The organism is Streptomyces sp. DT2A-34 (genome assembly GCF_030499515.1).
Lineage (GTDB): Bacteria > Actinomycetota > Actinomycetes > Streptomycetales > Streptomycetaceae > Streptomyces.
Genome location: NZ_JASTWJ010000001.1, coordinates 6,013,582 through 6,027,329 on the forward strand (window position 1 = coordinate 6,013,582; position 13,748 = coordinate 6,027,329).

Here is a 13,748-nt window from a genome sequence, read left to right on the forward strand (position 1 = left end):
TTGGCACGGGTGACAGGGGAAGGCCTGGTCAGGACATGCATCGGATGACTTCCAGCCTGCGCGAGTGTTCGCTTGAGGAGACCTTGGCGAAGGCTCGGGCGATCGCGCCGCAGCTGGGCATCACGCGGGTGACGGACACGACGTGGCTGGACCGGGTGGGAATCCCGGTGTTCGCGAGTATCCGGCCGTCGGCTCAGCGTGGTTCGCTGTGCGTCAATGCGGGAAAGGGCCTGCGCCCGGCAGAGGCGCAAGTGGGCGCGTATATGGAGGCGATCGAGTTTGCCGCCGCGGAGTTTCGTTCCGGCGACTGGAGCGTCGAATTCCTTGGGCCTTCTGAGATTGCCGGTCAGGAATCTGCTCGGTTCGATTTCATCGACCTCTGTCCGCTGCTCGGTCGTAAAGTGAACCGAGCGGAAAAGCTGCCGTGTGTCGCGGCCACGGACATCACGACGGGCGAGCGGGTATTCGTTCCCGCCGAGCTCGTGTTCCAGCCGTTCACCGGCCTGACGGGACCGCGTCTCTTCGGGAGCAGCAGCAACGGGCTGAGCTCGGGCAACAGCGCGCTGGAAGCCGCGGTGCACGGGCTGGCCGAACTGCTGGAGCGGGACGTACACGCCTTTCACCTCATCCGGGACAGGTCCCGCCCCATTGACCTCGACACCGTCACCGGCCACCCCGCCGAGCTGGTGCGCCTGGCCCGCGCCGCCGACCTGGACGTGGTGCTGCGTGCAAGCGTCAACGAGTTCGGGCTGCCCTTCTTCCAGGCGTACCTGCTGGAACGGGAGGACACCGCGCCGGTGGCCATCGCCTTCGGTGCCGGTCTGCACACCAGCCGCGACATCGCGGCGGTTCGCGCCATCGCGGAGGCCGCCCAGTCCCGGCTCTCGCACATCCACGGCGGCCGCGACGACATCATCGACCGGCACGACTACTTCGCGAAGTCGGCACGACAGGCCGAGACTCAGGCCACGCGGCAGTTGCGGGCCAAGGTGTCGGACCGGGAAGGCCTGCTGTCGATGTCCGACGTCCCGGATCCGGGTGCGGAGGTCGACTCGATCGCGACGGCCGGACGACTGCTGCGGGAGACGGCCTCGAAGGCCGGCATCCACCAGGTACTGACGGTCGACCTGACGCCGGTGCCCGACGCCGGCCTGCACGTCGTACGCGTTCTGGCCCCGGGCCTGGAGTCGTTCCAGCACGACCTTCAGCGCGTCGGCAGACGGCTGGCCTCCCTCGCCTCGGCCGGACACCGCAGCGAGGAGGCCGTCGCATGACGGGCACACATCTGTTCGTGGGCCCTTCCGCGATGGGCTTGCGGACCCCGATCCCGCACGACGTCGAGGTGCATCCGCCGGCCCGCCGCGGCTCGGTGCACCGACTGATCGCCCAGCAGCCCGAACCCGGTGTCATCCTGCTCGCGGACGGCACGTTCCACAGCTATCCCGCCGTGGGACATCGGGAGTTGCGCGATGCCCTGGAGTCGGGTTGGCGGGTGTGGGGGCTGTGCTCGATGGGCGCCATTCGCGCCGCTGAGATGCACACCCTCGGCATGCTCGGCCACGGGTCCGTGTTCCGGGCGTTCGCCGACGACCCGGACTTCGCCGACGACGAGGTCGCGCTCGTGCACGGTCTGGAACCCCCGTTCCGTGCGGTGTCGGAACCGATGGTCCACCTCCGGTCCTACTTCGAGCACCTGCGCACGACCGGAGCCCTGTCGGCGGAGCAGGTGGACCAGGCCCTCGCGTACTTCAAGCGGCGCTGGTACGCGGAGCGCACACTCCCGGCGCTGGTCCAGTACCTGGAGGGACTCGGCCACCACGCGGTGCGGGCGGACGTACGCGAGTTCGACCGCTTCCGCGTCAAGACGCACGACCTCGAATCCTTTCTGACCGACCGGCCGTGGATCCTCAAGGAGGCACACGCATGAACCAGACCGAGCTGATGGCCGAGATCGGCGGAGTTCCCTTCGTCGACGATGCCACGTTCAAGCCGAAGGCCCTGCTCACCGCGGTGGCCGTGGTGCGGCGCAGCGCGGATCCGGGGGCCTACGGCAGTCTCGTCGAGTACCTGGATCCGGAGAAGGCGGAGCAGGTCTTCGGCCGGCACGCGACCTCCAAGCCCGAGGCGGTGGCCTGGGGCGAGCTCGCCACGGACGAGGCCGCGGCGGTCGAGCGTGCCTCCGAGCTCGTCGTGGCGTCCATGCCGGAGTGGGGGCCGCTGTTCCACATGCCCAAGCGGTACCGGCGGATGGAGTCCAGCATCAGCAGCACCTCGGTGCTCATCCCGCAGACCATCTACCTCGGACCGCGGGCCTTCCGGGACGAAGAGACCCTGCGCGAGACGCTCATCCACGAACACGCCCATGTCTGGCTGCACTTCATCGCCGAGGTGTTCGACCTCCAGACCGCGGAGGCGCCGCACGACTACGTGCTGCCCTCGGGCACGCCGAACAAGTCCTACCGGGGCGTCCTGCTGGCCGCGCACTTCGCGGCCGCGGCCGCGAGCGCCCTGCGCCGGCGGCTCGACGCGGGTGAGTCCGAGGTCGAGGAGCGGATGAACTACCTCACGCGGTATCTCGACGGATGCCTGGCCTCGGTGAGCGAGCGCCCCCATGGAACCGTCATCGGGGACCTGGTGCAGGAGTCGCTGACGCGCCGTCACCGTGAACTGGCCCAGCAGGCCGACGTCACCGCGGGCGCCAGGCGTTGACGACGGCGGACATCGGCAGGCGGGACGCGGCGGACCCGCCGAGGGCCGTCCGCGACTTCGCGCTGCTCCAGGCAGCCGGCTTCTGCGGAAGCATGGCGACCCGCTGCCTGGAGATCGCGGTGGCGTGGTGGATGCTGGACCGCACCGGCAACGACGCGCTGCTGGGCATCGTGCTGGGCCTGGGCATCGGTGCGGACGTGCTGTCCCGAGGCGCCCTGGGATGGGTCGGCGACCGGTTCCGGCCGCAGCGGGTCATCCTGTGCTGCTTCCTCGTCTCCGCCTGCGTCAGCGGCGCACTGGCCGGCCTGGCGTATGCCGGTGTCTATCAGCTGTGGATCGTGCTGCTCGGCGTCACGCTGCTCGGCGTCAGTCTCGGCGTGCGCGAGCCGCTGCTGATGTCGACGATCCGCAGCCTGATGGACACGTCAGCCGTCGCGGGAGCGGTGCGCGTGCGCAGCGCGATGATGTCGCTGTCGTCCTTCGCCGGCCCGGTCGTCGCCGGCATGCTGATCGGCCCTCTCGGCTACTCGGCCGTGCTCGGCGCGGCGAGCGTGGTCGTGGTCGTGTGCGCGACCCTGGCCGCCCTGCTGCGGGTGCCGGACGATCCGGCCCGAACCGACGGCGCCCGAGAGCGCGGGTTCGCCGTCTGGGCGGCCGAGGCCGGAGCCGGGTTCCGGGCGATCCGCAGGGTCGTGCCCGAGTGGCGGCTGGCCATGCTCACCATGGTCGTCGACTTCGCGCTCTTCCCGGTCTTCGCGCTCGTCATTCCCGTCCTGGTGGCCGCCCACTATCCCGGCCGGACCTGGGTGCTCAGCGTCGTCGAATCGGCGTTCGCCGTGGGCATGATCCTGGGCAGCTCCCTGCTGGCCAAGAAGAGCAACGCCCTGCTCGGACGACGCCGTACCGTGCTGGGCGGATTCGCCGCGCTCGGCGTCGGCTTCGTGGGCACGGGAGTGCTCTTCAGCGTCACCGGCGCGGATCTGCCCCTGGCGTTCACCGCGGGCGGCTCGCTGCTGCTGATGCTGTCCGGTGCCGGGCTGTGCCTGGTGACCATCAACACCGGAACGGTACGCCTGCTGGCCACTCCCTCGGCGTACCGCAACCGCATGGTCGCCGCCGCGTCCTTCCTGTCGGGCATCGTGATGCCCCTCGGTTCGATCAGCAGCGGTCTGCTCTCCCGCGCCTCCGGGCAGTGGTGGACCCTGGTCGCCCTCGGCGCGGCCATCTGCGTGTGCGCCGCCGTCGCCGCGTACGACAGGCAGCTCACCCGGTTCCTCGACCTGCCGGACGAGCAGCTCGACGACGCCTATCTCCGCGAGTTCCCGAGCGCCTTCGACGCCTCCACGCCACGAATCGAGAAAACCCGAGCATGAAAGCCTCCTCGCTGCCCCTCCTGCGCTGTCCCAAGGACGCGTGCGAGCAGTCCTCCCTCACGGCCGACATCTGGGCCGAGACCGAACTCCCCGGCGGGGAGCGGGACTTCGTCGAAGGCGTCGTCTCCTGCACGGGCTGTCGCGGCGACTATCCGATCGTGGCGGGCGTGCTCCTGCTGATCGAGAACCTGACGGCGTATCTCAAGGATCACCTCGGCGTCATCCTGCACCTCACACAGACACCGCCCTCGACCGGGATGGCGAGCTGGCTCACCTCGCGGGCACCGGACCACACCGACGCCCGATACGTCCGCCGCAGCATGAAACTCGAGGACCGGTACGTCAACGCCTTCCTGGGCGCGCACTACGACCGCACACCGCCCGCCGAGGACCACGACAACCCCCTCGCCGAGCTGCTGGCCGCCACCGCCTCGCGGGATCTGTGGGCCCACTGCGCGACCCTCGTCGACAAGGCGCAGCCCGCCAGCGCCCTCGACGCGGGGTGCAGCGTGGGCGGCCTCACCGCGCTGCTCTCCCAGCGGCGCAGCAGGACCCTCGGCTTCGACACCTCCTTCCTGTCCGTCCTGGCCGCACGCCGCGCGGTGCTGTCCGCCCCCGCCCCGCTCGACGCCTACCGCGCCTACGGGGAGGGCGACCGCTACCAGGAGCACGCCCTGTCCGTGGCGGCGAAGCCGGACCACGCCGACTTCGTCGTAGCCTCCGCGCTCGCACCCACCGTCGCCGAACCGGTGGAACTGACCTGCGCGGTCAACCTGATCGACCTGGTGCCCGACCCGGCCCGCCTCCTCGACACCCTGCTCTCCCAGACGAGCGAGACCGGGCACGTGCTGATCACATCCCCCTACGGCTGGTCCGACGTGGCCCGTGACCGCCGGCTGGGCGGCTCGGCGGAGGAGAGTTCACCGGATGCCCTGCGCGCCGCCGCGGCGGCCCGTGGACTGCGCGTCGTCTGGGAGGACCGGCAGACCCCCTGGATGTGGCGCGACTACTCCCGGTTCTGGCGGCTGTACCTGGTCGACGCCGTGCTGTTCGCCCGGACCTGAGGCGGGGAACGACATGTTGCTCGACCCGGATGTGCTCGCCTCCGTCGTCTCCGCGCACCGAACGCTGCCGCTGGACCTGCTGGAGGTGTACGCGGAGCGGACGGCCACCTCGGCCATGGTGCTCAAGGACGGCCGTATCGTCGACGTGACGTCGGGCCGCGAAAGCGGCGCCGGGATTCGCATGCGGCGCGGTCGTTCCCTCGTCTACAGCCACACCGGCGACATCGCCGCCTCCGCGGTGCTCGCCGCGGCCCGTGCCGCGGCCTGTCTCGCGGCCCAGCTGCCGCCCGACGACGCGCCGCCCCTGCGGGCGAACCTGGCGGCCGGCCCACCCGACGCCGAGCCGGGCGGTGGGGAGGACGCGCTGCCGGAGGCCGCGGTGGTCCCCACCGAACGTGAGCGCCAGGCCGACCTGATCAGCTCCGTGCCCGACCTGGTCGAGGACGGCCGGGACATCGTCTCGCTGTCGGCCGTGCTGCGCACCGACCACCGGGTGCGTGAGATCGCCAACTCCCGGGGTGAGCGCGCCGCGGGAGACGGTGCCAGGGAACGCCTGGCTGTCACGGTGGTCCTGGGCTCCCGTACCTCGCCGGCGGGCGGCCGGGCCTCGATCGGCGTGAACGCCCCCGACGCCCGTCTGACGGAGCACGACGTGCGGGAAGCGGTACGAGAAGCCGTACGGCGTGCCCGGGCGCGGACCGACGTGGTGCCCGCGCCGACGGGGGAGGTGCCGGTCGTCCTCGCCGCGGGGACCGGTGCCGTCCTCATCCACGAGGCGCTCGGGCACGGGCTCGAAGCCGATCACCTGCCTCGCCGCAGCTCGGTCTTCCACGACCTGCTGGGCCGGCGCATCGGCCCCCCTGACCTGCATATCGTCGACGACGGCAGTGTGCCCGGGGCCTGGGGGAGCGCCCACTTCGACGACGAGGGCCACCGGGCCGGTCGCACGCCGCTGGTCGAGGCCGGAGTACTGGTCGGCTTCCTGTGGGACCTCGCCCACGCGCCGGCCGGCCGAGACGTCCGACCGGTCAACGGGCGGCGGCAGAACTACCAGTGCCCACCCCTGCCCAGAATGACCAACACGCTCGTGCTGCCCGGCACGGTCGGGCCCGACGACATCGTCGCCGACACCCCGAAGGGCGTCTACGTGGCCCGGCTGGGCAGCGGACGGGTCAACACGGCCACGGGCGACTTCGTCTTCGCGGCCAAGGAGTCGTACGCCATCCGGGACGGCCGGCTCCGCGAGCCGCTCGCCGACTGCAGCCTCGTGGGCAACGGCCTCGAAGTGCTGCGCGAGATCGACGCGATCGGCACGGACTTCACCCTGGGCCCGCCCGGCAACTGCGGCAAGGACGGCCAGACGCTCCCCGTCGGATACGGCCAGCCCACCCTCAGAGTGCGGCGCGGCCTGACCCTCGGAGGCACGGCGGCATGACCTGGCAGGCGGACGGCACCGCACTGAGGATCGCGCGCGCGATCGCCTCGCGGGCCCGCACCGGCGAGGAGATCGAGGCCTTCGTGGCCCGGGGCGCGGACACCCAGATCCTGGTGCGGGACCGGTGCGTCGAATCGGTGACCGGTGCGGACAGCGGCGGCGCCGGGGTGCGGGTGCGCCACGGCGGCCGCGTCGGATTCGCCCACACCAACCGGCTGACCGGCACCGCCCTGGACCAGGTCGTGGCCGACGCCCGCGAGAACGCGCGCCACACCCGGCCCTCGGACGACGCCGTGCTGCCGGACCCGGACGGGGTGCCCGCCGCCCCCCTGGACCTGTGGCGCGAGGAGTGCACCGTCCTCACTCTGGGGGACAAGGTGGCCCACGCCATCGACCTGGAACGCCTGATCACCGCGTCGCCACGGGTCAGCGGGGTGAAGTCCGTCTCCTGGGGCGACGCCGCCGCCGAGTCGGCGGTGGTGTCCAGCCTCGGCATCGAGAGCTACTCGCGCCGTACGTCCTGCTTCCTCTCGGGCTACGTCCTCGGCGCCTCGCACTCCGGCAGGCGGGCCACCTCCACCGCCTACACGACGGGCCGTTGCCCGGCGGACCTCGACCTGCCCGGTGCCGCGCGGGAGGCAGTCGACGCGCTCCCCGACGCGGACCGGGCGCCGGTCGCGCCGGGGCGGCTGCCTGTGCTGCTCGCCCCGTCGGCTACGGCCGCGTTCCTCGCCGTAGTCAGCGGCATGCTCAGCAGACCGGCCGCCCACCCGGACCAGGCACTGGCATCCGCGCCCCGCGGCAGCCGTGTCGCCGCGCCGTGCGTGACGCTGATGGACGATCCCACCGATCCGACGAGCTTCGGCGCCGCGCGCTTCGATGCGGAGGGCTTGGCGACGCGCCGCAATCTGCTCATCGACCGTGGTTGTGCCGCCGACCGCCTCCACGACGCCGCCGGGGGCCGGCGCGCCGGTGTGGCGTCGAACGGGGCGGCGCTGCGGGCCGGATACAAGAGCCTGCCCGGGCCGGGTGCCCGTGCCCTGGCCCTCGCGCCCGGCGACCTCGATCCCGAGGCGGCCGTCGCCCGTCTGGGCCACGGCTTCCTCGTGCACAGCGTCACCGGCCTGCCCGCCGGGGCGGACCCCCTGACCGGACGGTTCTCGGTCGCGGTGAGCGGACGCGTGGTCCGGGGCGGGGAACTCGCCGAGCACGTCCCGCACACCACCCTCGCGTCCACCGTCCCGTCGCTCCTTCAGGGCGTTCGGGGAGTGGGCAGCGACAGCGTCCCGTTGCCCGGGACGGCCCGAGGAACCACTCTGCTGGTGTCCGAGCTCTCCGTCGGCGGCCGCTAGCGGCGCGAGGCGTCGTCATAGAGGGCCACGGGGGCGGGAACGGCCCAGTCGGCCGGCGCCCGCCAGTCACGCCACTGTTCCCACCAGCACGCGCCACGCTCGACGAGATCCACGACGGAGGCGGCCGCCGCACGCACGGCGTCCGCCTCCCCGGCGTCGAAGCCGCCCGTGCGCACCCGCTCCTCGAAGTGCTCGACGTCCTTCCACCGGTACGGGGAGCCGTCGCCGGGGATGATCAGGTCCAGCTCGTGGTCGAGCGTGTCGAACCCGCGCTCCGTACGGACGAGGGGCGCCTGGAAGTTGACGTACCACTCCGACAGGACGCCGTCCTCCCATCGGCCCCACACGGCATAGCCGTCCCCCGGGCGCTGTAGTTGCAGGACGCCGCTGGACTGCCACACGTGCTCGAACTCGGTCCAGGGGTGCGGGCCCCAGCGGAAGTCGCCGCGCCCGAAGGTGAGCGGCGTGCCCTGGGCCAGGTACACGGCGAGCGCACGCTCGTCGTCACTCGCGACCCGCACCGGGTACACCAGCCATTCGCGTCCGGCCAGAATCTCCCGCCGGACGATGACCTCACCACTGCGGAACCGTGACCTCATGACGCCCGACCCTAGGGGATCGTGAGATGCCCTTTGAGAGCCGCCGCTGACGCAACGTGTCCAGCCCGTCCACGTCGCTCGCGGATGGTCCTGCTGTAGCGGCCCTTGGCACCGCACTTCCCAGTCTCCGTCGAGGCTCTTGCCGAGAAACCCGCCGCCCGCCGACACCCACACCGAGTACGACGCGCACCTGCCCGCGAACCGATTCTCCACGCCATTTCTTTCCGGCTACGTTTCCGCACCGGCTCCATTCCAGGCCGGTCTTGCGGACTGTCTCGACCAGCAGCACACCCCCGGCCTGTGAGACCACCGCCCGGCCGCCGCCCTCGATACGGACACGCGGGTAGGACCCGATGCGCTTCCTCACCTGGAAAGTGCCTCCGACGGTGGCGGGAACAAGGACTTCGGTAATCCTCATTCTCGCTGGGCAGAGGCACTTTCCGCTTTCGTGATCACCAGTCGGACAGCTCACCTCGGGAAAGCGCGAGGTCAAGGAACCGGTGTCGGCACCCTGGAGTGGGCGGCCGGTGGCGGGACGGTGCGCGCGGAGATCCCGCTCGGTGACCTCCTCGACCAACTCGTGGTTGAGCGGCCCAGAGACCGGGCGGCTGATGCGCCCGGCGGGGCCGGTGCGCAGGAAGCCCTGCTCGTCCCTCTCGCAGCAAAGCCCTTCCAGGACACCACCGTTCGGGTTCCTCCTCGGGAGGAGGAACACCCCTGCTGCCTGAAGTCTCCGTTTCAGGACGCCTTTTGGCCGGCGGGCTTCTCGATCTCGGTGGTCACCCGTGCCCCTCGGAAGAGCACCGGGAGCCACAGGAGACATGCCAGCAGGGGGGCCGCGGCGTAGGCGGCCATGCCCACACTGGAGCCCAACCCGTCCATGAGCGCGCCGAGGACGAGATAGCCGATGCCGATGAGCGCCGACTCCACGAATGCGATCATCGACAGCAGGCTCGCCCGGTGGCGCGACGGCACTGCCTCGTTGAACACGTTGTCCACGATCACGGCGGTGATCTCGGGAATTCCGACCAGGACCAGGAACGCGGCGATGGTGACCCAGACAAGGCCGAGGCCGCTCAGGCCGAGCGCCACGGCGAGCGTCAGGAGAGACACCGGGACGATGACCCGATACCCGATGCGCCGGTCCGCGCGGTCCGACAGCAAGGGAGTGAGTCCGCCGACGAAGAATCCCGCCGATATGACCACGCTGACCAATGCGGTGCCCGCTCCCTGATCGGAGAGGGTCTTCTGCGTAAAAATGATGTACGGCGTCAAAGTCGCATGCATCAATCCGGACACCACGACAAGCGTCACGAGCGCCGGCGTGGCGACCCGAAGCATCGCCCGCCATGCTGTGGCGTCGCCGTGCTCGTTCCCGGCTCCGTCCTGTTCGTCCACCGCGTCCGCGCCGCGGATCTCGGGCACTCGTGAGATCAGCACCACCACGGCCAGGACGAGGCACGCCGCCGAACCGACGTAGACGACTCCCCAGGAAATCCGCTGCAGTTGGCCGCCGAGGACGATGGCGGCTCCCGAGGTGACCGTCCCGAGCATGGTGAACCGGGACTTGATCTTGACGTAGCCGGCCGTTGCGCCACGACGCACGAGCAGGTCGTACAGCAGGGCGGTGTCCGAACCGGACACACATGCCATGCCCACGCCCTGCCCGATGAACAGCGCCAGGAAAACCCAGTAGTTGGAGGACGCCACCTGACCGAGCAGACATCCAGCTATCAGCACCTGGCCGATTACGATGCCGGCACGCCTGCCGATTCGGTCGGCGATGACTCCCGTCGGCACCTCCGCAAGTCCGCTGACCAGGTAGAGCAGCGTCTGCAGCAGGGCCACTTGCCCGGCGGAGAAGCCTCGCTGATAAAGGAAGATGACGAATACGCCGCGTTGGAACAGCGAGTTGGTGAGCACGGCGTATACGTAGAACGGGCGCGTGACGCTTCGTGCTGCATCGTCGACTGCAGCCGACCCGCCAAGGGCCTCCGTGGTGCCGGTCATGCTGCGGGCTCCCCCTGGTGACTCCGGTGATCATTGGTGTTGGGCCTCCGCCGTCGACCGGAACCTCCAGTCCGTACTTCGCGCAGGACATTGGGCCGACCCTCCGGGAACCGTTGCCGGCGCCGCGGCCATCCTCGGTGGAGGTGCCAAGTGCTGGAACCGGTGGCGTGCATCTCCTGGAAACGGTTGCGCACATCTTGGAGCCGGTTGCGCACATCTTGGAGCCGGCGTGGGCGTGAGGTCAGGGAAATCCCGGATCTCGTCACTTGGTTCCCGGGAGGACGGCCGTGGGCGGCGACTGCGTCCTGTGACGGTACCGGAGCCTGGTCGGCTCGCACGCGAGTTCTGTGACCGCCTGGAATCAGGATTTCCCCTGGAGAGGTCGCTTCGGTACGTGTTCTGCGAGCCGCCTTCGCGGCCGCCGGCCTCGGCTCGTCGGGCCGCGCGTTCTCCGGATCCCCGCTGCGACAGCGATGGAGTCCATGACCTCGCGTGTGATGGCCTCGGTGCCCTGCTGGACGGCGCGTACGGCGCTGCGGCGGATCGGGATGGCGGGGCCGCCCTCGCTGAGCAGCGGGCTGTTCTGGAGGCGGGCCCTCCTCCCGCCACCGGCGCAGCCCGCCAGATCTGGCCACCCAGACGGCGGCCGGAACATCCTCCAGTCGCTGCATACGGCGCTGGAGGATCGCCCGGTACCGGCACGAGGAGGAGAGCCTGACCCGTCTCATTCCGAGCTTCGGCTCTCCCCCGACCCTAGGGGATCATGAGATGCCCTTGCCCGGCTGTATAGCGTCATGCAGAGTTCTTGTTGTCTGAATAGGTCGACGATGCTGCATGGATTGCGGGGTGTCTGGGCTTTATGTCGTCTCTGGTCGTCCTCGACGGGATCGGGCTCGGCGTCGACGACGTCGTACGCCTCGCCGAAGGGGCCGCGCGCCCGGTTCCCGCGGCCGACGCGATGAAGCGTGCCGAGGAGTCCTGGGACGCCGCCCGCCTCATCGCCGCGACCGGACGCGTCTACGGCCGCTCCACCGGCGTGGGCGCCAACCGGAACGAGGACGTGCCCACCGACGCCGCCGCCGAGCACGGCCTGCGCCTGCTGCGCAGCCACGCCGGCGCCATCGGTGAGGAACTGCCCGCCCGGCAGGTGCGGGCCATGCTCGCCGTCCGCGCCAACCAGCTGCTCGCGGGGGGTGCCGGCCTGCGGCCCACCGTCGCCACGGCGCTCTGCGAGGCGCTGGAGAGCGGGGCCCACCCGGTCGTGAACGAGTTCGGCTCGGTCGGCACCGGAGACCTCGCGGCGCTGGCGCAGGCCGGCCTCGCGCTCGCCGGTGAGCATCCCTGGCGGGGCTCCGGCGCCCCCGAGCCGCAGCAGCTCGACAACAACGACGCCCTCGCCTTCATCAGCAGCAACGCCCTCACCCTCGGCCAGGCGGCGCTCGCCCTGCACGAACTGCGCGGGCTCGTCGCCGCCACCCAGGTCGTCGCCGCCCTGTCGCTGCTCGCCGTCGACGGCTCCCACGAGGCGTACGCCGCCCCCGTGCACGCCGCCCGCCCGCACCGGGGCAGCACCGAAGTCGCCCGCCGGATGCGGGAGTTGATCGGCGCCGAGGACCGGCCCACCCCTCCGCTGGGGCGTATCCAGGACCCGTACGGCTTCCGCTGCCTGCCCCAGATCCACGGCCCCGCGCACGACGCGGCCGACGCCCTGGAGGAGGTGCTCGCGGTGGAGATCAACGCGGCCGCCGAGAACCCCTTCATCTCCCCCGAGGACATGGCCGCCTACCACCACGGCGGGTTCTACCAGGCCCAACTCGCCCTCGCCCTCGACCACTTCAGGCTGGCGCTGACCCAGGTGGCCCGGCTGTCCACGTCCCGCCTGTCGACCCTGAACGAGCCCGCCTACACCCGCCTCAAGCCCTTCCTCGCCGACCACGAGCCCGCCTCGTCCGGCGTGATGATCCTGGAGTACGCCGCCGCGGCCGCCCTCGGCGACCTGCGCGCCTTCTCCGCCCCCGCCTCGCTCGGCCACGCTGTACTCTCCCGGGGCGTGGAGGAGCAGGCCAGCTTCGCCTCGCTCGCCGCCCGGCAGACACTGCGCGCGTGCGGCGCGTACCGTCTGGTCGTCGGCTGCGAACTCGTCGCCGCCGTACGGGCGTTGCGGCTGCGCGACCTCAGGCCCGACCCGGAGCTCGGCGTGGGCCGGGCGCTGGAGCTGGCCGAGTCGGTGCTCGACGACGACCTGGCCGACCGGCCGCTCACCGACGACGTGACGGCGGCGGCCGCACTGCTGGACCGGTTCACGGACATCTGGAGGGGGAGCGCGGCATGAGCGCGGACAGGAACACCAGCGGGGCGGACAGTCCCGCCGCGCGACTTCAGGCGCTCTTCGAGGGGCACCGGCTGACACCGACCCAGCGGCGCATCGCGCACAGCATGGTGCGCCGGGCCGCCGACGTGCCGTTCCTGTCCAGCGTGGAGCTGGCCGAGCTGGCCGGGGTCAGCCAGCCCTCCGTGACCCGCTTCGCCGTCGCCCTCGGCTTCGACGGCTACCCGGCGCTGCGCAGGCACCTGCGCGAGGTCGCACCCGTCGAGCCGGCGCCGGACGCGGGCTCGTACAACGAGTACCAGCAGGCCGTCGAGGCCGAGATCGAGAACCTCAGGCACCTGGCCGAGGTGCTGGCCGACCCGCGCCCGGTGCAGAAGGCGGGGCGGCTGCTCGCGGCCTCCCGCCCCCTGCCCGTGCTGGGCCTGCGGGCCGCGGCCTCCCAGGCGTACGGCTTCTCCTACTTCGCCGCCAAGGTCCACCCGGACGTACGGCTGCTGCACGAGGGCGGCACGATGATCCACGACCGTATCGACGCCGCCGTACGGGCCGGCGCGACGGCCCTGCTTTGCTTCGCGCTGCCCCGGCATCCGCGCGAGGTCGTGGACACCCTGGCGTACGCCAAGGAGTGCGGGCTGACGGTGGTGACCGTGGCCGACTCCGCCTTCGCGCCGGTCGCCAAGGTCTCCGACCTGCTGCTGCCCGCCGCCGTCGGCACGGGCCTCGCCTTCGACACGGCCTGCGCGCCGATGCTGCTGGGCCGGGTCCTGCTGGAGGCGATGTGCGACGACCTGCCCGACGCCCAGGCGCGACTGGAGGAGTTCGACGCGCGGGCGGCGGTGCGAGGGCTGTTCGTCGAGTGAGTTCTTAAGACTCGTCT

At 71.3% G+C, this 13,748-nt stretch carries 11 protein-coding genes; 9 read left to right on the plus strand and 2 right to left on the minus strand.

Going from position 1 to position 13,748, the window contains the following annotated elements; all coding sequences use genetic code 11:
- Positions 1-44 precede the first annotated feature (44 nt).
- Genes QQM39_RS27015 through QQM39_RS27045 form a run of 7 tightly spaced genes read left to right on the plus strand, consistent with a single transcriptional unit; the run spans position 45 to position 7,933 of the window.
- Entirely contained in the window at positions 45-1,274 is a 1,230-nt protein-coding gene (locus tag QQM39_RS27015; RefSeq protein ID WP_302000139.1) for a YcaO-like family protein, read from the plus strand.
- Positions 1,271-1,927 (plus strand): TfuA-like protein, encoded by a 657-nt coding sequence (locus QQM39_RS27020; protein WP_302000140.1) that lies wholly within the window; start codon positions 1,271-1,273, stop codon positions 1,925-1,927. The genes QQM39_RS27015 and QQM39_RS27020 overlap by 4 nt, the downstream gene beginning before the upstream one ends.
- Positions 1,924-2,709, plus strand: a complete 786-nt coding sequence (locus QQM39_RS27025; RefSeq protein ID WP_302000141.1) for a hypothetical protein — start codon at positions 1,924-1,926, stop codon at positions 2,707-2,709. Before QQM39_RS27020 ends, QQM39_RS27025 begins: the two co-directional genes overlap by 4 nt.
- Complete coding sequence (locus tag QQM39_RS27030; RefSeq protein ID WP_302000142.1) at positions 2,706-4,082, plus strand: MFS transporter; 1,377 nt, start codon at positions 2,706-2,708, stop codon at positions 4,080-4,082. Before QQM39_RS27025 ends, QQM39_RS27030 begins: the two co-directional genes overlap by 4 nt.
- On the plus strand, positions 4,079-5,146 hold the full coding sequence (locus tag QQM39_RS27035) for a methyltransferase domain-containing protein (protein ID WP_302000143.1): 1,068 nt from the start codon (positions 4,079-4,081) through the stop codon (positions 5,144-5,146). Before QQM39_RS27030 ends, QQM39_RS27035 begins: the two co-directional genes overlap by 4 nt.
- A gap of 13 nt (positions 5,147-5,159) precedes the next feature.
- The gene (locus QQM39_RS27040; protein WP_302000144.1) at positions 5,160-6,581 is read left to right on the plus strand and encodes a TldD/PmbA family protein; all 1,422 of its coding nucleotides are present in this window, start codon (positions 5,160-5,162) and stop codon (positions 6,579-6,581) included.
- Positions 6,578-7,933: a TldD/PmbA family protein gene (locus QQM39_RS27045; protein WP_302000145.1), complete on the plus strand. Its 1,356-nt coding sequence runs from the start codon at positions 6,578-6,580 to the stop codon at positions 7,931-7,933. The genes QQM39_RS27040 and QQM39_RS27045 overlap by 4 nt, the downstream gene beginning before the upstream one ends.
- On the opposite strand, the gene QQM39_RS27050 is transcribed toward QQM39_RS27045, so the two are convergent.
- Positions 7,930-8,532: a DUF402 domain-containing protein gene (locus tag QQM39_RS27050; protein WP_302000146.1), complete on the minus strand. Its 603-nt coding sequence runs from the start codon at positions 8,530-8,532 to the stop codon at positions 7,930-7,932. The two genes, QQM39_RS27045 and QQM39_RS27050, sit on opposite strands and share 4 nt — an antisense overlap.
- 738 nt (positions 8,533-9,270) lie before the next feature.
- A complete protein-coding gene (locus tag QQM39_RS27055; protein WP_302000147.1) occupies positions 9,271-10,542 on the minus strand; it encodes an MFS transporter in 1,272 nt (423 codons plus the stop codon).
- Between the two features lie 859 nt (positions 10,543-11,401).
- On the opposite strand from QQM39_RS27055, the gene QQM39_RS27060 reads away from it, so the two are divergent.
- Both QQM39_RS27060 and QQM39_RS27065 read left to right on the plus strand, forming a co-directional pair.
- Positions 11,402-12,874 carry an aromatic amino acid ammonia-lyase gene (locus QQM39_RS27060; protein WP_302000148.1) on the plus strand — a complete coding sequence of 491 codons (1,473 nt, stop codon included), beginning with the start codon at positions 11,402-11,404 and terminating at the stop codon, positions 12,872-12,874.
- Positions 12,871-13,731 (plus strand): MurR/RpiR family transcriptional regulator, encoded by an 861-nt coding sequence (locus tag QQM39_RS27065; protein WP_302000149.1) that lies wholly within the window; start codon positions 12,871-12,873, stop codon positions 13,729-13,731. The genes QQM39_RS27060 and QQM39_RS27065 overlap by 4 nt, the downstream gene beginning before the upstream one ends.
- The last annotated feature ends 17 nt before the right edge of the window (positions 13,732-13,748 follow it).